This is a genomic window from Faecalicatena contorta (genome assembly GCF_021531895.1).
Taxonomy (GTDB): domain Bacteria; phylum Bacillota; class Clostridia; order Lachnospirales; family Lachnospiraceae; genus JAFBIX01.
Window position 1 is genome coordinate 1 of record NZ_JAFBIX010000028.1, and the last position, 24,888, is coordinate 24,888.

Annotated in this window: 36 protein-coding genes; 35 read left to right on the plus strand and 1 reads right to left on the minus strand. The window is 40.3% G+C overall.

The window, feature by feature from the left end:
• Positions 1–91: 91 nt before the first annotated feature.
• On the minus strand, positions 92–964 hold the full coding sequence (locus JQM81_RS11070) for a permease (protein ID WP_235233690.1): 873 nt from the start codon (positions 962–964) through the stop codon (positions 92–94).
• A 652-nt stretch (positions 965–1,616) separates the two neighbouring features.
• Here JQM81_RS11070 and rpsJ point away from each other — a divergent pair.
• The 35 genes from rpsJ to adhE all read left to right on the plus strand — a co-directional run bounded on the left by rpsJ (position 1,617) and on the right by adhE (position 24,799).
• Complete coding sequence (rpsJ, locus tag JQM81_RS11075) at positions 1,617–1,934, plus strand: 30S ribosomal protein S10 (RefSeq protein WP_117603130.1); 318 nt, start codon at positions 1,617–1,619, stop codon at positions 1,932–1,934.
• A gap of 73 nt (positions 1,935–2,007) precedes the next feature.
• A complete protein-coding gene (rplC, locus tag JQM81_RS11080) occupies positions 2,008–2,688 on the plus strand; it encodes a 50S ribosomal protein L3 (protein WP_235233691.1) in 681 nt (226 codons plus the stop codon).
• Positions 2,689–2,718: 30 nt separating this feature from the next.
• Positions 2,719–3,339, plus strand: a complete 621-nt coding sequence (gene rplD / locus JQM81_RS11085; protein ID WP_235233692.1) for a 50S ribosomal protein L4 — start codon at positions 2,719–2,721, stop codon at positions 3,337–3,339.
• On the plus strand, positions 3,339–3,644 hold the full coding sequence (rplW, locus tag JQM81_RS11090; RefSeq protein WP_235233693.1) for a 50S ribosomal protein L23: 306 nt from the start codon (positions 3,339–3,341) through the stop codon (positions 3,642–3,644). Before rplD ends, rplW begins: the two co-directional genes overlap by 1 nt.
• Before the next feature lie 138 nt (positions 3,645–3,782).
• Positions 3,783–4,625 carry a 50S ribosomal protein L2 gene (gene rplB / locus JQM81_RS11095; protein WP_235233694.1) on the plus strand — a complete coding sequence of 281 codons (843 nt, stop codon included), beginning with the start codon at positions 3,783–3,785 and terminating at the stop codon, positions 4,623–4,625.
• Between the two features lie 18 nt (positions 4,626–4,643).
• Complete coding sequence (gene rpsS, locus JQM81_RS11100; RefSeq protein WP_004607295.1) at positions 4,644–4,925, plus strand: 30S ribosomal protein S19; 282 nt, start codon at positions 4,644–4,646, stop codon at positions 4,923–4,925.
• Positions 4,926–4,951: 26 nt separating this feature from the next.
• Positions 4,952–5,338, plus strand: coding sequence for a 50S ribosomal protein L22 (rplV, locus tag JQM81_RS11105; RefSeq protein WP_235233696.1), 387 nt, complete (start codon positions 4,952–4,954; stop codon positions 5,336–5,338).
• Positions 5,339–5,349: 11 nt separating this feature from the next.
• Complete coding sequence (gene rpsC, locus JQM81_RS11110; RefSeq protein WP_235233698.1) at positions 5,350–6,003, plus strand: 30S ribosomal protein S3; 654 nt, start codon at positions 5,350–5,352, stop codon at positions 6,001–6,003.
• Positions 6,004–6,005: 2 nt separating this feature from the next.
• Positions 6,006–6,443, plus strand: coding sequence for a 50S ribosomal protein L16 (gene rplP, locus JQM81_RS11115; RefSeq protein ID WP_006445002.1), 438 nt, complete (start codon positions 6,006–6,008; stop codon positions 6,441–6,443).
• A complete protein-coding gene (rpmC, locus tag JQM81_RS11120; protein WP_235233699.1) occupies positions 6,433–6,636 on the plus strand; it encodes a 50S ribosomal protein L29 in 204 nt (67 codons plus the stop codon). The genes rplP and rpmC overlap by 11 nt, the downstream gene beginning before the upstream one ends.
• 32 nt (positions 6,637–6,668) lie before the next feature.
• On the plus strand, positions 6,669–6,923 hold the full coding sequence (gene rpsQ / locus JQM81_RS11125) for a 30S ribosomal protein S17 (protein ID WP_328282620.1): 255 nt from the start codon (positions 6,669–6,671) through the stop codon (positions 6,921–6,923).
• Positions 6,924–6,942: 19 nt separating this feature from the next.
• Positions 6,943–7,311: a 50S ribosomal protein L14 gene (rplN, locus tag JQM81_RS11130; protein WP_235233701.1), complete on the plus strand. Its 369-nt coding sequence runs from the start codon at positions 6,943–6,945 to the stop codon at positions 7,309–7,311.
• 13 nt (positions 7,312–7,324) lie between these two features.
• Positions 7,325–7,636, plus strand: coding sequence for a 50S ribosomal protein L24 (gene rplX / locus JQM81_RS11135; protein WP_235233703.1), 312 nt, complete (start codon positions 7,325–7,327; stop codon positions 7,634–7,636).
• Between the two features lie 24 nt (positions 7,637–7,660).
• On the plus strand, positions 7,661–8,200 hold the full coding sequence (rplE, locus tag JQM81_RS11140) for a 50S ribosomal protein L5 (protein ID WP_235233704.1): 540 nt from the start codon (positions 7,661–7,663) through the stop codon (positions 8,198–8,200).
• Positions 8,201–8,211: 11 nt separating this feature from the next.
• Entirely contained in the window at positions 8,212–8,397 is a 186-nt protein-coding gene (locus tag JQM81_RS11145; protein ID WP_235233705.1) for a type Z 30S ribosomal protein S14, read from the plus strand.
• A 34-nt stretch (positions 8,398–8,431) separates the two neighbouring features.
• Positions 8,432–8,833 (plus strand): 30S ribosomal protein S8, encoded by a 402-nt coding sequence (gene rpsH, locus JQM81_RS11150; protein WP_235233706.1) that lies wholly within the window; start codon positions 8,432–8,434, stop codon positions 8,831–8,833.
• 167 nt (positions 8,834–9,000) lie between these two features.
• Positions 9,001–9,543 carry a 50S ribosomal protein L6 gene (gene rplF, locus JQM81_RS11155; RefSeq protein WP_235233707.1) on the plus strand — a complete coding sequence of 181 codons (543 nt, stop codon included), beginning with the start codon at positions 9,001–9,003 and terminating at the stop codon, positions 9,541–9,543.
• 17 nt (positions 9,544–9,560) lie between these two features.
• Positions 9,561–9,929, plus strand: a complete 369-nt coding sequence (rplR, locus tag JQM81_RS11160) for a 50S ribosomal protein L18 (protein ID WP_235233708.1) — start codon at positions 9,561–9,563, stop codon at positions 9,927–9,929.
• 14 nt (positions 9,930–9,943) lie between these two features.
• Positions 9,944–10,453, plus strand: a complete 510-nt coding sequence (rpsE, locus tag JQM81_RS11165) for a 30S ribosomal protein S5 (RefSeq protein ID WP_235233710.1) — start codon at positions 9,944–9,946, stop codon at positions 10,451–10,453.
• 14 nt (positions 10,454–10,467) lie between these two features.
• A complete protein-coding gene (rpmD, locus tag JQM81_RS11170; protein ID WP_235233711.1) occupies positions 10,468–10,647 on the plus strand; it encodes a 50S ribosomal protein L30 in 180 nt (59 codons plus the stop codon).
• A 28-nt stretch (positions 10,648–10,675) separates the two neighbouring features.
• Positions 10,676–11,116 carry a 50S ribosomal protein L15 gene (gene rplO, locus JQM81_RS11175; RefSeq protein WP_235233713.1) on the plus strand — a complete coding sequence of 147 codons (441 nt, stop codon included), beginning with the start codon at positions 10,676–10,678 and terminating at the stop codon, positions 11,114–11,116.
• Positions 11,116–12,432, plus strand: a complete 1,317-nt coding sequence (gene secY / locus JQM81_RS11180) for a preprotein translocase subunit SecY (RefSeq protein ID WP_235233715.1) — start codon at positions 11,116–11,118, stop codon at positions 12,430–12,432. Before rplO ends, secY begins: the two co-directional genes overlap by 1 nt.
• Before the next feature lie 68 nt (positions 12,433–12,500).
• Positions 12,501–13,145 carry an adenylate kinase gene (locus tag JQM81_RS11185; RefSeq protein WP_235233719.1) on the plus strand — a complete coding sequence of 215 codons (645 nt, stop codon included), beginning with the start codon at positions 12,501–12,503 and terminating at the stop codon, positions 13,143–13,145.
• A gap of 4 nt (positions 13,146–13,149) precedes the next feature.
• Positions 13,150–13,911, plus strand: a complete 762-nt coding sequence (gene map, locus JQM81_RS11190) for a type I methionyl aminopeptidase (protein ID WP_235233720.1) — start codon at positions 13,150–13,152, stop codon at positions 13,909–13,911.
• Positions 13,912–13,922: 11 nt separating this feature from the next.
• Complete coding sequence (locus tag JQM81_RS11195; RefSeq protein ID WP_235233721.1) at positions 13,923–14,183, plus strand: KOW domain-containing RNA-binding protein; 261 nt, start codon at positions 13,923–13,925, stop codon at positions 14,181–14,183.
• A 3-nt stretch (positions 14,184–14,186) separates the two neighbouring features.
• Positions 14,187–14,405 carry a translation initiation factor IF-1 gene (gene infA, locus JQM81_RS11200; RefSeq protein WP_004607275.1) on the plus strand — a complete coding sequence of 73 codons (219 nt, stop codon included), beginning with the start codon at positions 14,187–14,189 and terminating at the stop codon, positions 14,403–14,405.
• Between the two features lie 146 nt (positions 14,406–14,551).
• Positions 14,552–14,665 carry a 50S ribosomal protein L36 gene (rpmJ, locus tag JQM81_RS11205; protein ID WP_003022746.1) on the plus strand — a complete coding sequence of 38 codons (114 nt, stop codon included), beginning with the start codon at positions 14,552–14,554 and terminating at the stop codon, positions 14,663–14,665.
• Between the two features lie 300 nt (positions 14,666–14,965).
• Complete coding sequence (gene rpsM / locus JQM81_RS11210) at positions 14,966–15,334, plus strand: 30S ribosomal protein S13 (protein WP_235233722.1); 369 nt, start codon at positions 14,966–14,968, stop codon at positions 15,332–15,334.
• Positions 15,335–15,474: 140 nt separating this feature from the next.
• Positions 15,475–15,870: a 30S ribosomal protein S11 gene (gene rpsK / locus JQM81_RS11215; RefSeq protein ID WP_049729986.1), complete on the plus strand. Its 396-nt coding sequence runs from the start codon at positions 15,475–15,477 to the stop codon at positions 15,868–15,870.
• A 66-nt stretch (positions 15,871–15,936) separates the two neighbouring features.
• Complete coding sequence (rpsD, locus tag JQM81_RS11220) at positions 15,937–16,530, plus strand: 30S ribosomal protein S4 (RefSeq protein ID WP_235233726.1); 594 nt, start codon at positions 15,937–15,939, stop codon at positions 16,528–16,530.
• 30 nt (positions 16,531–16,560) lie between these two features.
• Positions 16,561–17,520: a DNA-directed RNA polymerase subunit alpha gene (locus JQM81_RS11225; protein WP_235233727.1), complete on the plus strand. Its 960-nt coding sequence runs from the start codon at positions 16,561–16,563 to the stop codon at positions 17,518–17,520.
• Between the two features lie 215 nt (positions 17,521–17,735).
• Positions 17,736–18,272 (plus strand): bL17 family ribosomal protein, encoded by a 537-nt coding sequence (locus JQM81_RS11230; protein WP_235233728.1) that lies wholly within the window; start codon positions 17,736–17,738, stop codon positions 18,270–18,272.
• 165 nt (positions 18,273–18,437) lie between these two features.
• Positions 18,438–20,270 (plus strand): NAD(P)-binding protein, encoded by a 1,833-nt coding sequence (locus tag JQM81_RS11235; RefSeq protein ID WP_235233730.1) that lies wholly within the window; start codon positions 18,438–18,440, stop codon positions 20,268–20,270.
• Complete coding sequence (locus JQM81_RS11240; RefSeq protein WP_235233731.1) at positions 20,264–22,018, plus strand: [FeFe] hydrogenase, group A; 1,755 nt, start codon at positions 20,264–20,266, stop codon at positions 22,016–22,018. The genes JQM81_RS11235 and JQM81_RS11240 overlap by 7 nt, the downstream gene beginning before the upstream one ends.
• Positions 22,019–22,186: 168 nt before the next feature.
• Positions 22,187–24,799 (plus strand): bifunctional acetaldehyde-CoA/alcohol dehydrogenase, encoded by a 2,613-nt coding sequence (adhE, locus tag JQM81_RS11245; RefSeq protein WP_235233732.1) that lies wholly within the window; start codon positions 22,187–22,189, stop codon positions 24,797–24,799.
• The last annotated feature ends 89 nt before the right edge of the window (positions 24,800–24,888 follow it).

The window sequence follows — 24,888 nt, forward strand, 5'->3', positions numbered from 1 at the left end:
GTATAATATAATGGAATGGGGATAAAATAAAAAGGCGGTTCCATATAAGGAATACCGCCTTTGGTTGTCAATATGTAATTTTCAATATAGATTAAGCCTCTGTCTTGTTGGCATCTCTAAAGAACATAATAGATGTGTAAATCATAACTACACAAATGATGTATGTTAATGTCTTCAGTGAGAAGAAGCAAGCTACTTTGTAAGCGATAAATACACCAACACATCCGAACAATGCAAGGCAAAGAGCTGCTTTTCTATCATACTTACCTTCTTTGATGAACTTGAAGCATGCAGCATTCATAAGGAATGCACAAGATCCCATCATGATTGGGAAAGCAGTTCCGATATTCATTCCGAGTGCTGCACAAAGAGCCATACAAGGAGCATACAAACCAACACCGATCATCATAAGTGCTCCCAGGAAGAAGTTAACAACAACACCAATTACTAACTTAATACCTGTAAGACCAAGAGCTTCACCACTTACACCGAATGGTCCAATTCCTGCATTCTTACAAGCAAGAACGATTGCAAGGATAAGAAGACCAACACCAAGACCTAAACGAACCATCTTAAGATTCCATTTACATACGATACCAGCTCCAACTAAAGCACCAACAACAGATGCAGCAAGCATAAGTACCAGAGTAAGAGGATCAATATCTACAAAGCTGAAGAACAGAAGTGCTTCCAATGTAACAGGGAAAGTATCACCAACATTCAGCGTACCTGGAATTGTTTCGTCTGGGCTGGACTTTGTGAATTTGAAACCAGCCTGTGTAGTTGCATAAGAACCAATTCCCCATGTGTCAAGTAAGTTTGTGATGCATCCGATGATTGCCAATGGAACCCAGTGTCCACCTTGGAAATCTTCCTTGTGTGCAAGCAAATCTTTGATAAAATATGCGCCAGATGCGATAACAAAGATAATCAGCACGATACGTAAAATCATAATAACATCCATTTTTTCATCCCTCCAGATTGTTTAAAAGTAAAAAAATAGAAACAGAAATCTTAGTATATAATATGAAATATAAGCACCCCGATATGAAAATATTTGTTAAATTATATACCATCTGTTCATGCTATAATTCTACCAATTTTTATGCAAAAAGTCAATGAAATACATAAAAATTGCATAAGGAAAGGACATAATTACATGAATGCAAGTGGAATGTAAAGGAGGAAAGCAGAAAAATGCATATGTGACTGCGGCTGGTTTGACAAAAAAATAATTTTATCCTATTATAATAAGGAAGTTTTGCGCTGATAAGTATATTGCAGATGAATTAAAGAGCCAGAAGAACCAATAAGATGAATTGTATTAAAAAAAATACAATAAATCCAAGAAAAGGCTTGCAAAATATGGATTCATTCGATATACTAAGAGAGCTGTGACATGATAGCTGTGAAGCGTGAGGTTGCTGCCTGATATGGCAGGTTTTCCGTGGAGCGAATGTCAAGTTAGGAAACTGGCGACAAGTCACTGTACGAAACTATAACAGCCACTGAGATGTGGTAACAACGTGTGAGGTTCTCACGACACACACGGGAGAGTGTACAGTCACCGCTTGTCGTACTGAAGTTAAAAGTACGAAAAGGAGGCGACTTTTTTTATGGCAAGTCAAGTAATGAGAATCACTTTGAAAGCGTATGATCATCAGTTGGTAGATGCATCCGCAAAAAAAATCATCGAAACTGTAAAAAAGAATGGATCACAGGTGAGTGGACCGGTACCACTTCCAACTAAGAAAGAAGTAGTTACAATCTTAAGAGCGGTTCACAAATACAAAGATTCCAGAGAACAGTTCGAACAGAGAACTCATAAGAGACTTATCGATATCATTGCACCAACACAGAAGACTGTTGACGCATTGTCTAGATTAGAGATGCCAGCTGGTGTTTACATTGATATCAAAATGAAAAATAAGTAGAACGCAGTAATTCCTAAAATTTAGGATGAACGTCCAAGCGGCGTTCCGCTGTAAATCACAGGAGGTAATTATAATGAAGAAAGCTATCTTAGCTACAAAAGTCGGAATGACTCAGATCTTCAACGAAGACGGAACATTAACACCGGTAACTGTACTTCAGGCTGGTCCTTGTGTTGTAACACAGATCAAAACTGTTGAAAATGATGGTTACGATGCGGTTCAGGTTGGATTCGTTGACAAGAAAGACAAAATTGTTAACAAAGACAAGAGCGGTAAGAAAGAAATCGTTCATCGTCACGGTGTGACAAAAGCTGAACAGGGACATTTTGCAAAAGCTGGTGTTTCTAGTAAGAGATTCGTGAGAGAATTTAAATTTGAAAATGCTTCTGAATATGAACTGGCTCAGGAAATCAAGGTTGATATTTTTGAGGCGGGAGATAAGATTGATGCTACTGCAATTTCTAAAGGAAAAGGATTCCAGGGCGCAATCAAGAGACATAATCAGCATAGAGGACCAATGACACACGGTTCTAAGTTCCATCGTCATGCAGGTTCTAACGGAGCTGCTTCTGATCCGAGTAAAGTATTCAAGGGCAAAAAGATGCCGGGACACATGGGAAGTAAGAAGATTACGATCCAGAATCTTGAAGTCGTACGCGTAGATGCTGAGAATAACTTGCTTTTGGTTAAGGGTTCTGTACCAGGACCAAAGAAATCTTTAGTAACTATCAAAGAAGCAGTAAAGGCTAACTAAGCTTTGGCGAAGGAAGGAGGAAGACTTAAGATGGCAAACGTATCCGTTTATAATATCGAAGGTAAAGAAGTTGGAACAATCGATTTAAGCGATGCTGTATTCGGTGTTGAAGTAAATGAACATCTGGTACACATGGCTGTTGTTAACCAGCTTGCAAATAAACGTCAGGGAACACAGAAGGCAAAAACACGTTCTGAAGTTTCTGGTGGCGGAAGAAAACCATGGAGACAAAAAGGAACAGGTCATGCTAGACAGGGTTCTACAAGAGCTCCGCAGTGGACAGGCGGTGGAGTAGTGTTTGCTCCGGTACCGAGAGATTATTCATTCAAGATGAATAAGAAAGAGAAAAGAGCGGCTCTTAAATCAGCTCTTACAGCAAAAGTAGAAGAAAACAAATTCATCGTTGTTGACGAAATCAAATTTGATGAGATCAAGACAAAGAATTTCGCAAACATTCTGAAGAACTTAGATGTATCTAAAGCATTAGTAGTATTAGAAGATGGCAATACAAATGCAGAGATCTCTGCAAGAAACATTGCTGATGTTAAGACTGCAAAGACTAATACGATCAATGTGTACGATATCTTAAAATACAACACAGTAATCGCAACGAAAGCTGCTGTTGCTAATATCGAGGAGGTGTACGCATAATGGCAAACGTTCAGTATTATGATGTAATCCTTAAACCAGTTGTAACAGAAAAGAGTATGGAACTTATGGGAGAAAAGAAATATACTTTCTTGGTACACCCAGAAGCAACAAAGTCTCAGGTAAAAGAAGCTGTTGAAAAGATGTTCAACGGTACAAAAGTGAAAAGTGTTAACACAATGAACTGTGAAGGTAAGAAAAAAAGAGTTCGTGGAACTATGCAGTTTGGAAAGACAGCCAACACAAAGAAGGCTATCGTTCAGTTAACAGAAGACAGCGCAGATATCGAGATCTTCGAGGGATTATAAGACTTGCTGAAGCTTAGTCGGATCCCGTTCGGTGAGTTTGGCGAGGTTTTTTTGAACCTTGCGAAGCGAATACATCCGAACAATCATACGGTGCAAATCCGTGATATTAATAATTAGAATTTGAAAGGAGAAGCAATCATGGGAATTAAAACATATCGCCCATATACGCCTTCCAGAAGACAGATGACTGGATCTGATTTCTCAGAAATCACAAAGACAACTCCAGAAAAATCTCTGTTAGCTCCAAAGAGCAGACAGGCAGGACGTAATAATCAAGGTAAAATTACAGTTAGACACCGCGGAGGCGGAGCTAAGAAGAAATATAGAGTAATCGACTTCAAGAGAAGAAAAGACGGAATTGCTGCTACAGTTCTTGGCATCGAGTACGATCCAAACAGAACAGCTAATATCGCTCTTATCTGCTATGAAGATGGTGAAAAAGCATATATCCTTGCACCAGCAGGGTTACAGGTAGGCTGGAAAGTTATGAATGGACCAGAAGCAGAAGTATTGATCGGTAACTGTCTTCCACTTTCTGAGATTCCTGTAGGTACTCAGGTACACAACATTGAGCTTCATCCTGGAAAGGGCGGACAGCTGGTTCGTTCAGCAGGTAACAGCGCACAGTTAATGGCAAAAGAAGGAAAATATGCAACACTTCGACTTCCATCAGGAGAGATGAGAATGGTACCAATCGAGTGCCGTGCATCTGTTGGAGTTGTAGGAAATGGGGATCACAACCTGATCAACATTGGTAAAGCAGGACGTAAACGTCACATGGGTATCAGACCTACAGTTCGTGGTTCTGTTATGAACCCGAATGACCATCCGCATGGTGGTGGTGAAGGTAAGACAGGAATCGGTCGTCCGGGTCCGTGTACACCTTGGGGTAAACCAGCACTTGGTCTTAAGACAAGAAAGAAAAATAAAGCTTCTAACAAGATGATTGTAAGAAGAAGAGATGGTAAAGCTATTAAATAATTAAGGAGGTTATAACCTATGGCACGTTCAATTAAAAAAGGACCATTCGCAGACGCAAGCCTGCTCAAGAAGGTTGATGCTATGAACGCTTCTGGAGACAAGTCCGTAATTAAGACATGGTCTCGTCGTTCTACAATCTTCCCAAGCATGGTTGGACATACAATTGCCGTTCATGACGGAAGAAAACATGTACCTGTATATGTAACAGAAGATATGGTTGGACACAAACTCGGAGAGTTCGTGGCAACCAGAACATACAGAGGACATGGAAAAGACGAAAAGAAATCAAAAGTTAGATAATTACATTGTGAAAGGAGGGTTCATCCATGGCAAAAGGACATAGATCCCAAATCAAGAGAGAGAGAAATGCTAACAAAGATACAAGACCTTCTGCTAAGTTATCTTATGCAAGAGTTTCTGTTCAGAAAGCATGCTACGTATTAGATGCCATCAGAGGTAAGGATGTAACAACAGCACTTGGTATTTTAACTTACAATCCAAGATATGCTTCTAGTTTAATAAAGAAATTATTGGAGTCAGCAATTGCAAATGCTGAAAACAACAACGGTATGAATGTTGAGAATCTTTATATTGCAGAGGCTTATGCAAACAAAGGACCAACAATGAAGAGAATCAGACCTAGAGCACAGGGAAGAGCTTACAGAATCGAGAAGAGAATGAGCCACATTACACTTGTGCTTGATGAAAGATAAGGAGGGCAATCATGGGACAGAAAGTTAATCCTCATGGCTTAAGAGTCGGTGTTATCAAAGACTGGGACTCTAGATGGTATGCAGAAAAAGATTTTGCAGACTACTTAGTAGAAGACCATGAAATCAGAACGTATCTTAAGAAGAGATTATACAGCGCCGGTGTTTCTAAGATTGAGATCGAAAGAGCATCTGACCGCGTAAAAATCATTATTTATACAGCAAAACCTGGTGTAGTAATCGGTAAAGGTGGAGCAGAAATCGAAAAAGTAAAAGGTGAATTAGCACAGTTTACTAATAAGAAATTAATCGTTGATATTAAGGAAATCAAGAGACCGGATAAAGATGCTCAGTTAGTAGCAGAAAACATCGCATTACAGCTTGAGAACCGTATCTCTTTCAGACGTGCAATGAAATCTTGTATGTCAAGAACAATGAAAGCCGGAGCACTTGGTGTTAAGACATCTGTGTCAGGACGTCTTGGCGGAGCAGATATGGCTCGTACAGAGTTCTACAGTGAAGGAACAATTCCTCTTCAGACACTGAGAGCAGATATCGACTACGGATTCGCTGAAGCTGACACAACTTATGGAAAAGTTGGTGTTAAGGTATGGATTTACAAGGGCGAAGTTCTTCCGGAAAAAGCAGCAAAGGAAGGAGATAGATAATCATGTTAATGCCAAAAAGAGTAAAACGTCGTAAACAATTCCGTGGTTCCATGAAGGGTAAAGCACTTCGCGGAAACAAGATTACAAATGGTGAATATGGTATCGTTGCAATGGAACCTTGCTGGATCCGTTCAAACCAGATCGAAGCTGCCCGTATCGCTATGACACGTTATATCAAACGTGGTGGTAAAGTTTGGATCAAAATATTCCCAGATAAACCTGTAACTACGAAACCAGCTGAAACACGTATGGGTTCTGGAAAAGGAACCTTAGAATACTGGGTAGCAGTTGTTAAGCCGGGTCGCGTAATGTTCGAGATCGCTGGCGTATCAGAAGAAGTTGCAAGAGAAGCACTTCGTCTGGCAACACACAAGCTGCCATGTAAATGTAAAGTAGTTTCTCGCGCAGACTTAGAAGGCGGTGATAACAGTGAAAATTAATGCATTTGTAGAAGATTTAAAGACAAAATCAGCTGCAGAGCTGAACGAAGAATTAGTAGCTGCTAAAAAGGAACTTTTTAACTTAAGATTCCAGAACGCAACAAATCAGTTAGATAATACAAGCAGAATCAAAGAAGTAAGAAGAAATATTGCCAGAATCCAGACAGTGATTACGGAAAAAAGTGGCAAATAGAACTTCATTTCATGCTGAAAGGAGTATAGACTGTGGAAAGAAATCTTAGAAAAACCCGTGTGGGTAAGGTTATCAGTAATAAAATGGATAAGACCATAGTTGTTGCAGTTGAAGATCATGTAAAACATCCACTTTACAAAAAAATCGTAAAGAGAACTTACAAGTTGAAAGCACATGATGAGAATAACGAGTGCAACATCGGCGACAAAGTAAAAGTTATGGAAACAAGACCACTCTCTAAGGATAAGAGATGGAGACTTGTTGAAGTTATGGAAAAAGTGAAATAGTATAAGGAGGGAAACCTGCATGATACAGCAAGAAAGCAGACTGAAAGTAGCAGACAACACAGGTGCAAAAGAATTACTGTGTATTCGTGTTATGGGCGGTTCAACAAGAAGATATGCAAGTATCGGTGATGTGATCATTGCGACTGTTAAAGATGCAACACCAGGCGGCGTTGTTAAAAAAGGCGATGTAGTAAAAGCTGTAGTTGTTCGTACTGTAAATAGTACTCGTCGTAAAGATGGTTCTTATATCCGTTTCGACGAAAATGCTGCTGTAATTATAAAAGATGATAAGACACCAAGAGGAACCCGTATTTTTGGACCAGTAGCAAGAGAGCTCCGTGACAAACAGTTCATGAGAATTGTTTCCCTGGCTCCGGAAGTACTATAAGGAGGTGCGCAAGATGTCAATGTTAAAAATCAAAAAAGGCGACACTGTTAAGGTTATCGCTGGTAAAGATAAAGACAAAGAAGGCAAAGTTATTGCTGTAAACCAGAAAGCTGGTAAGGTTGTTGTTGAAGGTGTCAACATGTTGACAAAGCACACAAAACCAAGTATGAATAACCAGAATGGTGGAATCGTTCATCAGGAAGGACCTATCGATGCTTCTAATGTAATGTATGTTCACAAGGGAAAAGCAACAAGAGTGGGCATCAAAATGGACGGAGATAAGAAGGTTCGTTACGCTAAATCAACAGGCGAAGTTATTGATTAATCTGAGGAAGGAGGGCCATAAGCTTTGAGTAGACTGAAAGAACAATACCAGAACGAAATCATTGATGCAATGAATAAGAAGTTCGGTTATAAAAATATTATGGAAGTGCCAAAACTCGATAAAGTTGTAATCAACATGGGTGTTGGCGAAGCAAAAGATAACGCAAAACTTTTAGATTCAGCAGTAGCTGATCTTGAGAAGATCACAGGACAGAAAGCTGTTATCTGTAGAGCAAAAAAATCAGTTGCTAACTTCAAGATCAGAGAAGGAATGGCAATTGGATGTAAAGTTACCTTAAGAGGAGAAAAGATGTATGAGTTCGTTGATCGTCTGATCAACCTTGCACTTCCTCGTGTACGTGACTTTAGAGGTGTAAACCCTAACGCATTTGACGGAAGAGGAAACTATGCTCTTGGAATCAAAGAGCAGTTGATCTTCCCTGAGATCGAATATGATAAGGTTGATAAGGTAAGAGGTATGGATATCATCTTCGTTACAACCGCTAAAACAGATGAAGAGGCGCGTGAATTGTTGAAACAGTTCAACATGCCATTTACAAAATAAGGAGGTAAATTATGGCTAAGACAGCAATGAAAGTTAAACAGCAGCGTAACCAGAAATTCTCTACCAGAGAATACAATCGCTGCAGAATCTGTGGACGTCCACATGCATATTTGAGAAAATATGGTATCTGCCGTGTTTGCTTCCGCGAATTGGCATATAAAGGACAGATCCCTGGAGTTAAAAAATCTAGTTGGTAGGCCCTGAACACTTAGAAAAGGAGGAAAACAATTCATGACTATGAGCGATCCAATCGCAGATATGCTTACAAGAATTCGTAATGCAAATACTGCTAAACATGATACAGTAGATGTACCATCTTCTAAGATGAAGCTTGCTATTGCTAATATCTTATTGGATGAAGGATATATCGAGAAATATGACATCATTGAAGATGGAGTATTTAAAACAATCCATATTACATTAAAATATGGCGCAGACAAGAATGAAAAAGTTATTACAGGTCTTAAGAGAATCTCTAAACCTGGACTTCGTGTATACGCTAGCAGCGCTAATGTACCAAAGGTATTTGGCGGACTTGGAACAGCAATCATTTCCACAAACCAAGGCGTAATCACAGACAAAGAAGCAAGAAAACTTGGCGTAGGCGGAGAAGTTCTTTGCTATATTTGGTAACAAATGACTAAGGAAACATCATCGCCACTAGGTTCGAGAGAACCTCACCAAGTGGACAAGGTGTACTTTCGCACTAGGTTCGAGAATACATCACCAAGTGCTCAATGTAACTGAAAACAGAGTGGGTGCGACCCATTCCGAAAATTTAAGTTAAGGAGGATAAGGCAATGTCACGTATAGGAAGACTGCCAGTAGCAATCCCAGCAGGTGTAACTGTTGAAATTGCAGAGAATAATGTAGTGACTGTAAAAGGTCCAAAGGGAACACTCGTAAGAGAACTTCCTACAGAGATGGAAATCAAAGTAGAAGGTGAAGAAGTAGTTGTAACAAGACCAAACGATTTAAAGAAAATGAAATCTTTACATGGTCTTACAAGAACACTGATCAACAACATGGTTGTTGGTGTAACGAATGGATATGAAAAAGTTCTGGAAGTTAACGGTGTTGGATATAGAGCAGCAAAATCTGGAAACAAACTGACACTGAACCTTGGATACTCTCATCCAGTAGAAATGGTTGATCCAGAAGGTCTTGAGACTGTTGTAGAAGGACAGAACAAGATCATCGTAAAAGGTATCAGCAAAGAAAAAGTAGGTCAGTATGCAGCTGAGATCAGAGATAAGAGAAGACCTGAGCCATATAAGGGCAAAGGTATTAAGTATGCTGATGAAGTAATCAGACGTAAAGTCGGCAAGACAGGTAAGAAATAAGAAAGGAGAGTGTAAAAATGGTTAGCAAAAAATCAAGAAGTGTCGTTCGTGTTAACAAACACAGAAAATTACGTAACCGTTTGAGCGGTACTGCTGAGTGCCCACGTTTAGCGGTATTTAGAAGTAACAATCATATGTATGCTCAGATCATTGATGATACAGCTCACAATACTCTGGTTTCCGCATCCACTCTTCAGAAAGATGTGAAAGCAAACTTAGAGAAAACAAACAACGTTGAAGCAGCAGCATATCTTGGTAAAGTAATTGCTGAGAAAGCGTTGGAAAAAGGTATTAAAGACGTTGTCTTCGATAGAGGCGGATTTATTTACCAGGGCAAGATTCAGGCATTAGCAGACGCAGCTAGAGAAGCTGGGTTGAATTTCTAGAAGGAGGAGCACACATGAAACAAGAACGTATTGATGCTAGTCAGTTAGAATTAAATGAAAAAGTAGTATCAATTAAACGTGTAACCAAAGTTGTTAAAGGTGGCCGTAATATGAGATTCACAGCTTTAGTAGTTGTTGGCGACGGAAATGGCCATGTTGGTGCAGGTTTAGGAAAAGCTACAGAAATTCCAGAAGCAATCCGCAAGGGAAAAGAAGATGCAGCTAAAAACCTCATCTCTGTAGCATTAGATGAAAATGAAAGTATTACACATGATTTTATCGGTAAATTCGGAGGAGCTTCCGTATTACTTAAGAAAGCTCCAGAAGGTACTGGAGTGATTGCCGGTGGTCCGGCACGTGCCGTAATCGAGATGGCAGGAATCAAGAATATCCGTACAAAATCTCTTGGTTCTAACAACAAACAGAATGTTGTTCTGGCTACGATCGATGGATTACGTCAGGTAAAGACTCCGGAAGAGGTTGCTAAGCTTCGCGGTAAATCTGTTGAAGAGATCTTAGGCTAAGGAGGTAGATGAAGATGGCAAACTTAAAAGTTACATTAGTAAAATCTACAATTGGTGCTGTACCAAAGCATAAGAAGACTGTTGAAGCATTAGGCTTAAGAAAAGTAAACAAGACAGTTGAACTGCCGGATAATGCAGCAACAAGAGGTATGATTAAGCAGGTTCAACACCTGGTAAAAGTAGAAGAAGCATAAGTAATAATTCGGATAAGGAGGTGTCACAATGGATTTATCAAACTTAAGACCTGCTGATGGAGCAAAACAGAGTGATAATTTCAGAAGAGGACGTGGACACGGTTCTGGAAATGGTAAGACAGCTGGTAAGGGACACAAAGGTCAGAAAGCTCGTTCTGGAGCAACAAGACCAGGTTTCGAAGGTGGTCAGATGCCATTATATAGAAGAATACCAAAGAGAGGTTTCACGAACAGAAACTCTAAGACAATCGTTGGTATTAATGTAAGCGCTCTTGAGGTATTTGATAATGATGCTGTTGTTTCTGTAGAGACTCTGATCGAACAGGGTATCGTTAAGAATCCAAGAGATGGTGTTAAGATTCTTGGAAATGGCGAACTTACAAAGAAACTTACAGTACAGGCAAATGCATTTAGTGCAGGCGCAGTAGAAAAGATTGAGGCTTTAGGTGGAAAAGCAGAGGTGATCTAATGTTAGAAACATTCCGAAAGGCATTTCAAATTAAGGATATTCGCAAGAAAATCGGATATACGTTTTTAATGTTAATCGTGATAAGAATCGGATCACAGTTGCCGACACCGGGCGTGAATGCCGATTATATTAAGGAATTTTTTGCACAGAACACTGGTGAGGCGTTTAATTTGTTTAACGCTTTCACCGGTGGCTCTTTTGAGCAGATGTCTATATTTGCTCTGAGTATTACGCCGTACATTACATCTTCCATTATCATGCAGCTTCTTACAATTGCAATTCCAAAACTTGAAGAAATGCAAAAAGAAGGAGAAGATGGAAGAAAGAAGATTGTAGCTATCACTCGTTATCTGACAGTAGGACTTGCTTTGTTTGAGTCTACTGCCATGGCAGTCGGATTCGGACGTCAGGGATTATTGAAAGAATACAATTTTGTAAATGCTGCAATTGTAGTTCTGACACTTACAGCAGGATCTGCATTTTTGATGTGGATTGGTGAGAGAATTACAGAAAAGGGCGTAGGAAATGGTATTTCCATCGTGCTTGTAATTAATATTATCTCACGTATACCTAGTGATATGAATTCACTGTTTGAGCAATTCGTTAAGGGAAAACCGATTGCATCTGCAGGACTTGCAGTTCTTGTTATCGTTGCAATTATCGTTGCTCTTGTAGTATTTGTCGTTATTCTTCAGGATGGTGAAAGAAGGATTGCGGTACAGTATTCTCAGAAAGTTGTTGGTAGAAAAACTTATGGTGGACAGTCCAGCAACATTCCTTTGAAAGTAAATACTGCCGGTGTAATTCCAATTATCTTTGCATCCTCATTAATGCAGTTCCCGATCGTAATTGCTTCATTCATGGGCAAAGGAAATGGGACTGGAATTGGCAGCGAGATTTTACGAGGAATGAATCAGGGCAACTGGTGTAATCCAGAACATTTGAAATATACTTGGGGATTAATTGTATACATTATTCTGACTGTATTTTTTGCATATTTCTATACGTCCATTACATTTAATCCGTTAGAGATTGCAAACAATATGAAGAAAAATGGTGGCTTTATTCCAGGTATTCGTCCGGGAAAACCAACGGTTGAATATCTGACCAAGATATTGAATTATATTATATTTATTGGAGCATGTGGTCTTGTAGTTATACAGATTATCCCGATTTTCTTTAATGGATGGCTGGGAGCAAGTGTATCGTTCGGAGGTACATCGTTGATCATTATTGTCAGTGTTATTCTGGAAACTATGAAACAAATCGAATCACAGACACTTGTTCGCAATTATAAAGGATTTTTGAATAGTTAATGAACGAATGATTTTGACTCGCGGAATTTTTTTCGCGGGTTAAAATACTATAAAGGAGGAACACCCATATGAAAATTATTATGTTAGGTGCCCCTGGTGCGGGCAAGGGAACTCAGGCAAAGAAAATTGCAGCAAAGTACGACATTCCTCACATTTCAACTGGTGACATCTTTAGAGCGAACATTAAAAATGGTACTGAGTTGGGGAAAAAGGCAAAAACTTACATGGATCAGGGACTTTTAGTTCCAGATGAACTGGTTGTAGATCTGGTCGTAGATCGTGTGAATCAGGAAGATTGTAAGAATGGATATGTTCTTGACGGATTTCCGAGAACAATCCCACAGGCAGAAGCACTTGATAAAGCGCTCACTGAACTGGGACAGAAAGTTGATTATGCAATTGATGTAGATGTTCCAGATGAGAATATTGTCCGTCGCATGGGCGGAAGACGTGCTTGTGTTGGATGTGGAGCTACATATCATTTGGAATATGCACCAACAAAAGTAGAAGGAGTCTGTGATGTCTGTGGCAAAGAGCTGATTCTCAGAGATGATGATAAACCAGAGACTGTAAAAAAACGTCTTGGAGTATATCATGAGCAGACACAGCCATTGATTGATTACTATACAAATGCCGGAATTTTGAAAACTGTTGATGGAACGATTGATATTAATGATGTATTCCAGGCAATTGTAGATATTTTAGGAGAATAAGAACATGCCAATCACAATCAAATCGTCCAGAGAAATTGAATTAATGACTGAAGCCGGACGTATATTGGAAATTGTTCATAACGAATTAGGAAAGGCTCTGCGACCAGGAATGAGTACCAAGGATATCGATCGTCTGGGTGAAGAAATCATCCGCAGTTACGGTTGTATTCCATCATTTCTTAATTATAATGGATATCCAGCATCTATCTGTGTATCTGTGAATGAGGAAGTGGTTCATGGAATTCCTGACAAGCATCGAATTATTCGTGAAGGTGATATTGTCAGCCTGGATGCCGGAGTCATTTACAAAGGATATCATTCCGATGCCGCGAGAACTCACGGCATCGGAACAATCAGCAAGGAAGCAGAAGATCTGATTAGAATAACCAGAGAATGCTTCTTTGAAGGTATAAAATACGCAAAAGAAGGCAATTATTTATTTGACATTTCGGCAGCAATTGGCAATTATGCGCAGGAGCGTGGTTATGGAGTCGTTCGTGATCTGTGCGGACATGGAATTGGGACTGCGTTGCATGAAGCTCCTGAAATACCGAATTATAAGATGAACAGAAAAGGTGTAAAGCTGAAAGCCGGAATGACTTTGGCAATTGAACCGATGATTAACATAGGAACCTGGGAGGTTGACTGGTTAGATGACGACTGGACTGTTGTATCCAGAGACCGCTCACTTTCAGCGCATTATGAAAACACGGTATTAATTACCAAAGATGAACCGATACTTTTAACCTTGACCCAAGACAGCTAGGAGACGCAGTTATGGACAGATATCAGACAGGAATGCTTGCAAAATCAAAAGCGGGTCATGACACCGGTAAGGTTTATGTTATAATGGACATTGACGACACATATGTATATTTAGCGGATGGCAGAATTAGAACATTAGATAAGTTAAAAAGAAAAAAGAAAAAACATGTTCAGATTATTTGCAAAAAATATGATGTCACCGCAATTGATGACGTAGCAATCAAACGGATACTTAAGGAATGGAATAAAGAAGGAAAAAATCAGGAGGAATAAAACATGTCAAAAGCTGACGTTATTGAAATTGAAGGAACTGTAGTAGAAAAATTACCGAACGCAATGTTCCAGGTTGAGTTAGAGAATGGCCATCAGGTACTTGCACATATCAGTGGAAAGCTGAGAATGAACTTTATCAAAATCTTACCTGGCGATAAGGTAACATTGGAATTATCTCCATATGACCTTTCAAAGGGAAGAATTATCTGGAGAGATAAATAATATAAAATTATCTATTGACTTTGTTTGACAACAAGTGTTATACTATATAAGCACGTTTTTGGGTGCTTTAATATTGATGCGTATTTTTAAGCATTCAGGATGTGAGAGAACTATAGACATAGCAATGGATGAAAGGAGGATCCCCCGTGAAGGTTAGATCATCAGTAAAACCAATTTGCGAAAAATGTAAAGTTATTAAAAGAAAAGGAAGCATTCGCATTATCTGCGAAAATCCGAAGCATAAACAAAGACAGGGATAGGCACTGAACATTCAGTGAGAAGGCCGTTCGATGAGCAGAGCAAATCGAACATTCTTATGTTTATGAACAAATTAGGCGGCTGATAGTAGACACGCCAGGAGGTGTGTAGACTATTTGATATACAAGGAACACCTGTAGCCGGTGCTTTTCCTCGTATATTGCTTCTAATGCCGGCCCGTCATTACCGTTCATACGGTGGCCGGAAAGGGCATGGATACCGAACATGCCTGGGTAATGCTAAGGCAGAACCCCTATTAAAGTCGATGTAAAAAAATCAAAAAGAAAATGGAGGAAATTCACATGGCTCGTATAGCAGGTGTAGATTTACCAAGAGACAAACGTGTTGAGATCGGATTAACTTATATCTACGGAATCGGTAGACCGAGTGCAACCCGTATTTTAGCACAGGCAGGAGTTGATCCTGATATTCGCTGTAGAGATCTTACAGACGAAGATGTAAAGAAAATCAGTGCAGTAATTGATGAGACTCAGGTAGTAGAAGGTGATCTTCGTAGAGAGATCGCTCTGAACATCAAGAGATTGCAGGAGATCGGATGCTATAGAGGAATCCGTCACAGAAAAGGACTTCCGGTTCGTGGTCAGAAGACTAAGACAAATGCAAGAACAAGAAAAGGTCCTAAGAGAACAGTAGCAAATAAGAAGAAATAGGCTGAAAGCAACTTAGTGAGAGCAAGTTAAAAACGCAGCTCGAATTTAGTGCGAGGCCGTTCGCGAATCTTAGTGAATGCATAGCATGAGCTTAGCTGAGCGAACATACCAAAAAAAAGAAAGTGTAGGTTAGTTTTATTATGGCAAAGAAAGTTACAAAGAAAGTGACAAAGAAACGTGTCAAGAAAAACGTTGAACACGGACAGGCTCACATCCAGTCATCTTTTAATAACACAATCGTTACTTTAACAGATGCACAGGGAAATGCTCTTTCATGGGCAAGTGCAGGCGGTCTGGGATTTAGAGGTTCAAGGAAATCTACCCCTTATGCAGCTCAGATGGCAGCTGAGACAGCAGCTAAAGCAGCATTGGTACATGGTTTGAAATCAGTTGACGTAATGGTTAAAGGACCAGGTTCAGGTAGAGAAGCAGCAATCCGTGCCCTTCAGGCATGTGGAATCGATGTAACAAGCATTAAGGATGTTACTCCAGTACCACACAATGGTTGCCGTCCACCGAAACGCAGAAGAGTCTAATTATCAATTAATAGTTCACGTTGACGGATTGATTTATCCGAATTTAAATAGGAGGAAAACAAAAACATGGCAGTAAATAGAGTTCCGGTTCTTAAAAGATGCAGATCCCTTGGTATGGATCCGGTATATTTAGGAATTGATAAAAAGTCTAACAGACAGTTGAAAAGATCAAATAGAAAAATGAGCGAGTATGGTCTTCAGTTACATGAAAAACAGAAAGCTAAATTTATCTATGGTGTATTAGAGAAACCTTTCAGAAACTACTTTGAGAAAGCTCAGCGTATGAGTGGTATGACAGGTGACAACCTGATGAAAATGCTGGAATCCAGATTAGATAACGTAGTATTCCGTCTGGGCCTTGCAAGAACAAGACGTGAAGCCAGACAGATCGTTGATCACAAGCATGTTCTTGTAAATGGAAAGCAGATCAACATTCCATCTTACCTGATCAAAGCAGGCGATGTAATTGAAATCAAAGAATCTAAGAAGAGCTCACCAAGATATAAAGAAATCGTTGAGGTTACAGGCGGACGTCTGGTTCCAGAATGGTTAGAAGCTGATCTTGAGAACCTGAAAGGAACAGTAAAAGAACTTCCAAGACGTGAAGAAATTGATGTTCCTGTAGATGAGATGTTAATCGTCGAATTATATTCTAAATAATAACCCGTAACACCACAGGAGGTGGACTTAGTGTTTGATTTTAATAAACCCAACATTGAAATAACTGAGATTTCAGAAGATAAAAAGTATGGAAGATTTGTTGTAGAACCGCTGGAAAGAGGTTATGGTACAACATTAGGAAACTCTCTTAGAAGAATTATGCTTTCATCTTTGCCAGGAGCTGCAATCAGCCAGGTAAAGATTGATGGTGTTCTTCATGAGTTCAGTTCTATTCCGGGTGTTAAGGAAGATGTTACTGAGATTATCATGAACTTGAAATCTTTGGCTATCAAGAATACATCTGAGACAGATGAACCGAAGACAGCTTATATTGAATTCGAAGGAGAAGGCGTTGTTACGGCAGCGGACATCCAGGTGGATCAGGATATCGAGATCATGAATCCAGAGACCGTTATTGCAACATTAAACGGCGGGGCAGACAGCAAATTATACATGGAACTCACCATTACAAAGGGCAGAGGGTATGTAAGTTCTGATAAAAATAAAAACGATGAATTACCAATTGCAGTAATTCCAATCGATTCTATTTACACCCCGGTGGAACGTGTGAACCTCACTGTTGAAAACACACGTGTTGGACAGATTACAGACTTTGATAAGTTGACATTAGATGTGTACACTAATGGTACACTGCTTCCGGATGAAGCAGTCAGCCTGGCTGCAAAAGTGTTAAGCGAACATCTGAAACTCTTTATCGACCTGTCTGAAGTGGCTCAGGCTGCTGAAGTAATGATTGAAAAAGAAGATGATGAAAAAGAAAAAGTTCTTGAAATGAGTATTGACGAATTAGAATTATCTGTTCGTTCTTACAACTGCCTGAAGAGAGCAGGAATTAATACTGTAGAAGAACTTACGAACAGAACACCGGAAGATATGATGAAAGTACGTAACCTTGGACGTAAGTCTTTGGAAGAAGTACTTGCAAAATTAGATGAATTAGGATTAAGCTTAAGCAGAGGCGAAGAGTAGAACACTTAACGAATGCAAGCTGTAAGCGAAGCATGAGTTTAGTGTGAACTCTGTCCTTCGGAACTTAATGAGCGCGAGTGTAAGCGAAGTGCGATTTAGTAAGAAGGACTTCCATCAAAATGATTTTCACCAGTAAGCCCGAAGTGCGTGGTGAAGCATTTGGCTAGTAAGCCCGAAGAAGCATAACCAAGTGTTATTAATGGAGGATTTGAAAAATGGCAAAATATAGAAAACTTGGCAGAACATCAAGCCAGAGAAAAGCATTATTGAGAAACCAGGTAACAGCATTGCTTAACAACGGCAAGATCGTTACTACAGAAGCTAAGGCAAAAGAGATCCGCAAGATCGCTGAAGGCCTTATTGCAATGGCAGTAAAAGAAAAAGACAACTTTGAAGAAGTTACTGTAAAAGCTAAAGTTGCCCGCAAGGACAAAGATGGCAAGAGAGTAAAAGAGGTTGTAGACGGTAAGAAAGTTACTGTATATGACGAAGTTGAGAAGAAGATCAAGAAAGATATGCCAAGCAGACTTCACGCTCGTCGTGAGATGTTGAAAGTTCTTTACCCAGTAAAAGAAGTTCCAACAACACCAGCTGGAAGAAAGAAAAATACAAAAGAAGTTGATCTTGTTGCAAAACTCTTTGACGAAATCGCACCAAAATACGAGAATCGTAACGGTGGTTACACAAGAATCGTAAAGATTGGTCAGCGTAAAGGTGATGCAGCAATGGAAGTTCTGATTGAACTTGTATAATCTGTGTAAAATGATGACGCACTTCAGGAAACTGAAGTGCGTTTTTTTTCTGTCTATATCGTTAAATAATCTACTTATAGAAAAACTGAATACAAACTTCAAATATAGTGATATAATAAATAAACTGTGTGATGCACCAGAAAAAAGAAAGAAGGGATGTTGTTAATGAGTAGGTTAGAGATCGCTTCGCCTAAGAGAGCCAGAATTGTAATGGAAGGATTGTATAAAGACTTAGAGCGAAGAATTGAATCCAGCCCACCGGGATTATGCCCGGTAGACATGTCACGTGCATTTTTGGAATTATGCCATGCGCAGACATGTGGCAAATGTGTTCCGTGTCGAATTGGACTGGGGCAATTGAATCATTTCATCAAGGATGTACTTGATGGAAAAGCAACTATGGAGACATTGGATGTTATGGAGCAGACTGCCTTATCTATCATGGAGTCAGCCGATTGCGCCATCGGGTATGAAGCTGCAAATATGGTATATAAGGGACTGATCGGATACCGTGATGATTATGTGGAGCATATTAAAAATGGAAGATGTACCTGTACATATAATCAGCCGGTACCGTGTGTATCTTTGTGTCCGGCACATGTAGATATTCCGGGATATGTTGCTTTAGTTGGGGAAGGCAGATATGCAGATGCAATTCGTTTGATCAGGAAGGACAACCCGTTCCCGACAACATGTGGTTTTATCTGCGAGCATCCATGTGAGGCACGCTGCAGAAGAAATATGGTGGATGATTCCATCAATATTCGTGGTCTTAAGAGGGTGGCTGCTGATTTTGCTGGTGAGGTAGAGCCACCGAAATGTGCACCAAGTACAGGAAAGAGAATTGCTGTACTCGGCGGAGGTCCAGGAGGGTTAAGTGCAGCATACTATCTGCAGCTGATGGGTCATCAGGCTACGGTATATGAGATGCTTCCAAAACTTGGGGGAATGCTTCGTTATGGAATTCCGAATTATCGTCTGCCTAAGGAAAGATTAGACGAAGATATCAATGCTATTTTAAAGACTGGCGTAGAGGTAAAACATGGTCTTAAGATTGGACAGGATATCACAATTCAAGAACTGAGAGCACAATACGATGCTGTGCTGATTACGATTGGGGCAAGCACAGATAAAAAACTGGGACTGGAAGGGGAAGATGCAGATGGAGTATTATCTGCTGTTCAGTTCCTGAGAAATGTAGGCAAGAACGAGATTATGGATCTGACCGGCAAGGAAGTTGCTGTCATCGGGGGCGGCAATGTTTCTATGGATGCGGTTCGTACGGCAAAACGTCTCGGTGCTAAGAAAGTAAGTATTGTGTACAGAAGAAGAGTTGCAGATATGACAGCTCTTCCAGGAGAAATTGACGGCGCTGTTGCTGAAGGAATCGAACTTCAGACATTAAAAGCACCTGCGTCACTGGATATTGATGAAAATAATCATATCAAAGGTATTTATGTGACTCCGCAGATGGTAAGTGCAATCAAGGATGGACGAGCAAGTATCAAACCGACTGGCGAAGAGGATATTTATATTCCATGCGATGTATTGGTTGTTGCAATCGGTCAGAATATTGAGACACGCCATTTTGAGGAAGCTGGTATTCCGGTAGAACGTGGTAAGATTGTTACAAAGAGCACAGGAACCTTTGAAAATATGCCAGGAGTATTTGCAGGAGGAGACTGCGCAAGCGGCCCTGCTTCTGTAATAAAGGCAATTGCTGCAGCGAAGGTTGTAGCGGCTAATATTGATGAATATCTCGGCTATCACCATGAAATTTCCTGTGACGTAGAGATTCCAGAGGCACATCTGGATGACCGTACACCTTGTGGACGTGTGAATCTTACAGAACGAGAAGCTTGTGAAAGAGTCTGTGATTTTGAGGGTGTAGAGAACTGCATGACCGAAAAAGAAGCAAAACAGGAAGCAAGCAGATGTCTGCGGTGTGATCATTTTGGATATGGCATATTTAAGGGAGGCAGAGAGACATTATGGTAAATCTTGTAATTGATGGAAAACAAATATCCGTAAAAGAAAATACCACGATTATGGAGGCTGCCGCTCAAAATGGGATTCATATTCCTAAATTGTGTTATCTGAAAGGAATTAACGAGATCGCAGCCTGTCGTGTATGTGTAGTTGAATTAGAGGGAAAGGATAAACTGATTACCTCATGTAATAATGTTGCTGAGGAAGGTATGGTAATCCATACAAACAGTCCAAAAGTACGCAGGGACAGAAAAACCAATGTAGAGTTGATCTTATCTCAGCATAATTGTCAGTGTGTGGCATGTTCAAGAAGTGGCAACTGTAGCCTTCAGTCAGTTGCCAATGACTTGAATATTATCGATATTCCATACAAGATGGAGATCGAGAAACAGCCTTGGAATAAGAATTTTCCACTGATCCGTGATTCCTCCAAATGTATTAAGTGTATGCGGTGTATTCAGGTCTGTGATAAAGTACAGGGATTGAGTGTCTGGGATGTGGAAGGAACCGGATCCAGAACGACTGTAAATGTAGGTGGTCATAAGAACATTCAGGAAGCAGACTGTTCATTGTGCGGACAGTGTATTACACATTGTCCGGTAGGAGCATTGAGCGAGAGAAATGATACGGAAAAGGTCTGGGAAGCAATTGCAGATCCAGATAAAATTGTTGTAGCTCAGGTTGCACCGGCTGTACGTGCTGCATGGGGCGAACAGATTGGACTTGCTCCAGAAGATGCAACCATTGGAAAGATATTGGATGCCTTGAAGCGTATGGGTGTGGACTACGTGTTTGATACTGTATTTTCAGCCGATCTGACAATCATGGAAGAAGGACACGAATTTGTTCAGCGTTTTACAAATGGTGAACTGAAAGATCGCCCGATGTTTACATCATGCTGTCCAGGATGGATTCGTTTTATTAAAACACAGTATCCACATTTGGTAAAATATTTATCCTCTGCAAAATCACCACAGCAGATGTTCGGCGCAGCAATGAAGACCTACTTTGCAGAAAAACTAGGTGTATCACCAGAGAAAATCTACACCGTGTCTGTAATGCCTTGTGTTGCGAAAAAAGGCGAGAGCGAGATGGAACTGTTCTATGGAGAATATGCAGGACATGACATTGATACAGTAATCACGACCAGAGAGCTGGTAAGAATGATTCGTTCTGCACACATCAGCCCTGATACATTGGTAGATATTGAAAGCGACCGCCCGATGCAGGCTGGTACAGGAGCTGGTGTCATCTTTGGAGCAACTGGCGGTGTAATGGAAGCAGCGCTTCGATCCGCATATTATATCATCAAAGGAGAAAATCCACCGGCAGATGCATTTACTGCAGTAAGAAGTCAAGGCTTCAACGAAAATGATGGTGTACAGGAAGCAGATTTCCAGATTAATGATATTACCGTCAGAACCGCTGTTGTAAGCGGTCTTGGCAATACCAGAGCACTGCTTGATAAGATAGAACGAGGAGAAGTACACTACGACTTCGTAGAAGTTATGGCATGTCCAGGAGGCTGCGTAGGCGGAGGCGGACAGCCAATCCACGATGGTGAAGAGCTGGCCTTTGAACGCGGCAAGAACCTGTATTATCTGGATGATAATTATGACATTCGATTCTCACATGAGAATCCAGATATCCTTCAAATGTACGAAGAATATTTTGAAAAACCAATGTCACATAAAGCGCATATGCTGTTACATACAGAACATGATGCAAAAATAGTAAATTACGGCAAAGGATTTTAAAAAATAGTTAATAGGGGACGTAGTAAAATTAAAAAATACTACGTCCCCTGTTATTTTTTTGTCATTATCGTTAAAAAAATATCAAAAACATATTGACAAATAATTAACACACAGTTATACTATGACCATTGAAACGATAGTAACACAGTTACAGGGAGGATAATCAAAATGGCAAAGAAAAAAGAGGCAGTACCAGAGATTATTGATAATGTCGAAGCTCTTGAAGCAAAGATGAAGGCGATGAGAGAAGCACAGAAGATCTTCGCTACATTCACACAGGAGCAGGTAGATAAGATCTTCTTCGAGGCAGCAATGGCAGCAAACAAGATGCGAATTCCTCTTGCAAAACAGGCAGTTGAGGAAACTGGTCGTGGTATCGTGGAAGATAAGGTTATTAAGAATCATTACGCAGCAGAGTATATTTACAATGCTTATAAGAATACCAAGACTTGCGGAGTTATTGAAGAAGACCCAGCATATGGAATTAAGAAGATTGCGGAACCAATTGGCCTTGTAGCGGCAGTTATTCCTACAACTAACCCAACATCAACAGCAATTTTCAAAACATTGATCTGCTTGAAGACCAGAAATGCAATTATCATCAGTCCACATCCGGCAGCAAAAGCCTGTACGATCGCTGCAGCAAAGATTGTTCTGGATGCAGCTGTCAAAGCAGGAGCACCGGAAGGAATTATCGGATGGATTGACGTTCCGTCCCTGGAACTTACCAATACAGTTATGAGAGATGCAGATATTATCCTTGCAACAGGTGGACCTGGAATGGTGAAGGCTGCATACTCTTCAGGAAAACCGGCACTTGGCGTTGGACCTGGAAATACTCCTGTTATTATTGACGAGACAGCAGATATCAAGATGGCAGTAAATTCTATCATTCATTCTAAAACATTTGACAATGGTATGATCTGTGCATCCGAACAGTCTGTAACGGTGCTCGACAGTATCTATGATGAAGTAAAGAAAGAATTTGCATATCGTGGATGCTATTTCCTGAAAAAAGGCGAAGAGCTGGATAAAGTTCGTAAGACTATCATTATCAACGGTGCCTTAAATAATAAGATCCCAGGAAAATCTGCATATGAGATTGCAAAACTCGCAGGTGTAGATGTTCCGGAAGATACCAAGATCTTAATCGGTGAAGTGGAATCCGTTGATATCTCTGAAGAATTTGCGCATGAGAAATTATCTCCGGTACTTGGAATGTACCGAGCAAAAACATTTGATGAAGCCCTTGCAAAAGCTGAACAGTTGGTAGCAGATGGCGGATATGGACATACATCTTCTCTGTATATTCATCCTGCAGAGAAAGAGAAGATTGCAAAACATGCAGAAGCAATGAAGACTTGTCGTATCTTAATCAATACTCCATCTTCTCAGGGCGGTATCGGTGATCTTTATAACTTTAAACTTGCTCCATCTCTTACACTTGGATGTGGTTCTTGGGGAGGCAACTCTGTATCTGAGAACGTAGGTGTAAAACATCTGATTAACATTAAGACGGTCGCAGAGAGGAGAGAAAATATGCTGTGGTTTAGAACACCTGAGAAAGTATACTTTAAGAAAGGCTGTATGCCGGTGGCACTCGATGAACTCGGAACAGTGATGCACAAGAAAAAAGCATTTATCGTAACAGATACCTTCTTATATAAAAATGGTTATGTAAAACCAATTGAAGAGAAATTAGACCAGATGGGAATTCAGCATACATGCTTCTATGAAGTAGCACCAGATCCGACTCTGCAGTGTGCACAAAAAGGAACAGACCAGATGAGAGCATTTGAACCAGATACAATCATCGCACTTGGCGGTGGATCTGCAATGGATGCAGCGAAAATTATGTGGCTGATGTATGAGCATCCAGAAGCAAACTTTGAAGACATGGCTATGGACTTCATGGATATTCGCAAGAGAGTATTTACCTTCCCAAAAATGGGAGAGAAAGCCTACTTTGTTGCAATCCCGACATCTTCTGGTACAGGTTCTGAAGTGACACCATTTGCCATCATCACTGATGCAGAGACAGGCGTAAAATGGCCGATTGCAGATTACGAATTACTTCCAGATATGGCAATCGTCGACGTAGATAATGCAATGACAGCTCCAAAAGGACTGACAAGCGCATCCGGTATCGACGTTATGACACATGCAATCGAAGCATACGTATCCATTATGGCAACAGACTACACAGATGGACTTGCAATGAAAGCCGTTAAGATGGTATTCGATTATCTGCCATCTGCATATGCAAACGGAGCCAATGACCCAATCGCAAGAGAAAAGATGGCAAATGCATCCTGTATGGCTGGTATGGCATTCGCAAATGCTTTCCTTGGCCTGAACCACTCCATGGCCCACAAACTTGGAGCATTCCATCACTTGCCACACGGTGTCGCAAACGCAGTTCTCCTGACAGAAGTCATGAGATACAATGCAGCAGAAGTTCCGACCAAGATGGGAACATTCTCCCAGTACCAGTATCCACACGCACTTGCAAGATACGCAGAATTAGGACGCTTTGCCGGATGCCAAGGCAAGACAGACGAAGAAGTATTCGAAAACTTCCTCGCAAAACTGGAAGACCTCAAAGAAAAGATCGGAATCAAAAAATCCATCAAAGAATACGGAATCGACGAGAAATACTTCCTCGATACATTGGATGATATGGTTGAACAAGCCTTCAACGACCAGTGTACAGGAGCAAACCCGAGATATCCACTCATGAAAGAAATGAAAGAAATCTATCTGAAGTGTTACTACGGTTAATATTAGGGACGTAGACTTTTTAAAAAAGTCTACGTCCCTAATTGTGTTTTGTGGTGTACCTAAATGGAAAAAGGGGTGTACCCAAATGA

What these genes read in the sequence shown, in the direction of transcription:
- rplB (WP_235233694.1), top strand. Translation starts at nt 3,783, where the DNA reads ATGGGAATTAAAACATATCGCCCATATACGCCTTCCAGAAGACAGATG.
- adhE (WP_235233732.1), top strand. Translation starts at nt 22,187, where the DNA reads ATGGCAAAGAAAAAAGAGGCAGTACCAGAGATTATTGATAATGTCGAA.
- JQM81_RS11235 (WP_235233730.1), top strand. Translation starts at nt 18,438, where the DNA reads ATGAGTAGGTTAGAGATCGCTTCGCCTAAGAGAGCCAGAATTGTAATG.
- JQM81_RS11185 (WP_235233719.1), top strand. Translation starts at nt 12,501, where the DNA reads ATGAAAATTATTATGTTAGGTGCCCCTGGTGCGGGCAAGGGAACTCAG.
- rplW (WP_235233693.1), top strand. Translation starts at nt 3,339, where the DNA reads ATGGCAAACGTTCAGTATTATGATGTAATCCTTAAACCAGTTGTAACA.
- rplN (WP_235233701.1), top strand. Translation starts at nt 6,943, where the DNA reads ATGATACAGCAAGAAAGCAGACTGAAAGTAGCAGACAACACAGGTGCA.
- rpsM (WP_235233722.1), top strand. Translation starts at nt 14,966, where the DNA reads ATGGCTCGTATAGCAGGTGTAGATTTACCAAGAGACAAACGTGTTGAG.
- JQM81_RS11145 (WP_235233705.1), top strand. Translation starts at nt 8,212, where the DNA reads ATGGCTAAGACAGCAATGAAAGTTAAACAGCAGCGTAACCAGAAATTC.
- rplO (WP_235233713.1), top strand. Translation starts at nt 10,676, where the DNA reads ATGGATTTATCAAACTTAAGACCTGCTGATGGAGCAAAACAGAGTGAT.
- JQM81_RS11195 (WP_235233721.1), top strand. Translation starts at nt 13,923, where the DNA reads ATGGACAGATATCAGACAGGAATGCTTGCAAAATCAAAAGCGGGTCAT.
- rplC (WP_235233691.1), top strand. Translation starts at nt 2,008, where the DNA reads ATGAAGAAAGCTATCTTAGCTACAAAAGTCGGAATGACTCAGATCTTC.
- rplD (WP_235233692.1), top strand. Translation starts at nt 2,719, where the DNA reads ATGGCAAACGTATCCGTTTATAATATCGAAGGTAAAGAAGTTGGAACA.
- rpsD (WP_235233726.1), top strand. Translation starts at nt 15,937, where the DNA reads ATGGCAGTAAATAGAGTTCCGGTTCTTAAAAGATGCAGATCCCTTGGT.
- rpsK (WP_049729986.1), top strand. Translation starts at nt 15,475, where the DNA reads ATGGCAAAGAAAGTTACAAAGAAAGTGACAAAGAAACGTGTCAAGAAA.
- secY (WP_235233715.1), top strand. Translation starts at nt 11,116, where the DNA reads ATGTTAGAAACATTCCGAAAGGCATTTCAAATTAAGGATATTCGCAAG.
- rpsS (WP_004607295.1), top strand. Translation starts at nt 4,644, where the DNA reads ATGGCACGTTCAATTAAAAAAGGACCATTCGCAGACGCAAGCCTGCTC.
- rplX (WP_235233703.1), top strand. Translation starts at nt 7,325, where the DNA reads ATGTCAATGTTAAAAATCAAAAAAGGCGACACTGTTAAGGTTATCGCT.
- rplF (WP_235233707.1), top strand. Translation starts at nt 9,001, where the DNA reads ATGTCACGTATAGGAAGACTGCCAGTAGCAATCCCAGCAGGTGTAACT.
- rpmD (WP_235233711.1), top strand. Translation starts at nt 10,468, where the DNA reads ATGGCAAACTTAAAAGTTACATTAGTAAAATCTACAATTGGTGCTGTA.
- rpsC (WP_235233698.1), top strand. Translation starts at nt 5,350, where the DNA reads ATGGGACAGAAAGTTAATCCTCATGGCTTAAGAGTCGGTGTTATCAAA.
- JQM81_RS11230 (WP_235233728.1), top strand. Translation starts at nt 17,736, where the DNA reads ATGGCAAAATATAGAAAACTTGGCAGAACATCAAGCCAGAGAAAAGCA.
- JQM81_RS11240 (WP_235233731.1), top strand. Translation starts at nt 20,264, where the DNA reads ATGGTAAATCTTGTAATTGATGGAAAACAAATATCCGTAAAAGAAAAT.
- rpsE (WP_235233710.1), top strand. Translation starts at nt 9,944, where the DNA reads ATGAAACAAGAACGTATTGATGCTAGTCAGTTAGAATTAAATGAAAAA.
- JQM81_RS11070 (WP_235233690.1), bottom strand. Translation starts at nt 964, where the DNA reads ATGGATGTTATTATGATTTTACGTATCGTGCTGATTATCTTTGTTATC.
- infA (WP_004607275.1), top strand. Translation starts at nt 14,187, where the DNA reads ATGTCAAAAGCTGACGTTATTGAAATTGAAGGAACTGTAGTAGAAAAA.
- rplP (WP_006445002.1), top strand. Translation starts at nt 6,006, where the DNA reads ATGTTAATGCCAAAAAGAGTAAAACGTCGTAAACAATTCCGTGGTTCC.
- map (WP_235233720.1), top strand. Translation starts at nt 13,150, where the DNA reads ATGCCAATCACAATCAAATCGTCCAGAGAAATTGAATTAATGACTGAA.
- rpsH (WP_235233706.1), top strand. Translation starts at nt 8,432, where the DNA reads ATGACTATGAGCGATCCAATCGCAGATATGCTTACAAGAATTCGTAAT.
- rplV (WP_235233696.1), top strand. Translation starts at nt 4,952, where the DNA reads ATGGCAAAAGGACATAGATCCCAAATCAAGAGAGAGAGAAATGCTAAC.
- rpsJ (WP_117603130.1), top strand. Translation starts at nt 1,617, where the DNA reads ATGGCAAGTCAAGTAATGAGAATCACTTTGAAAGCGTATGATCATCAG.
- rplR (WP_235233708.1), top strand. Translation starts at nt 9,561, where the DNA reads ATGGTTAGCAAAAAATCAAGAAGTGTCGTTCGTGTTAACAAACACAGA.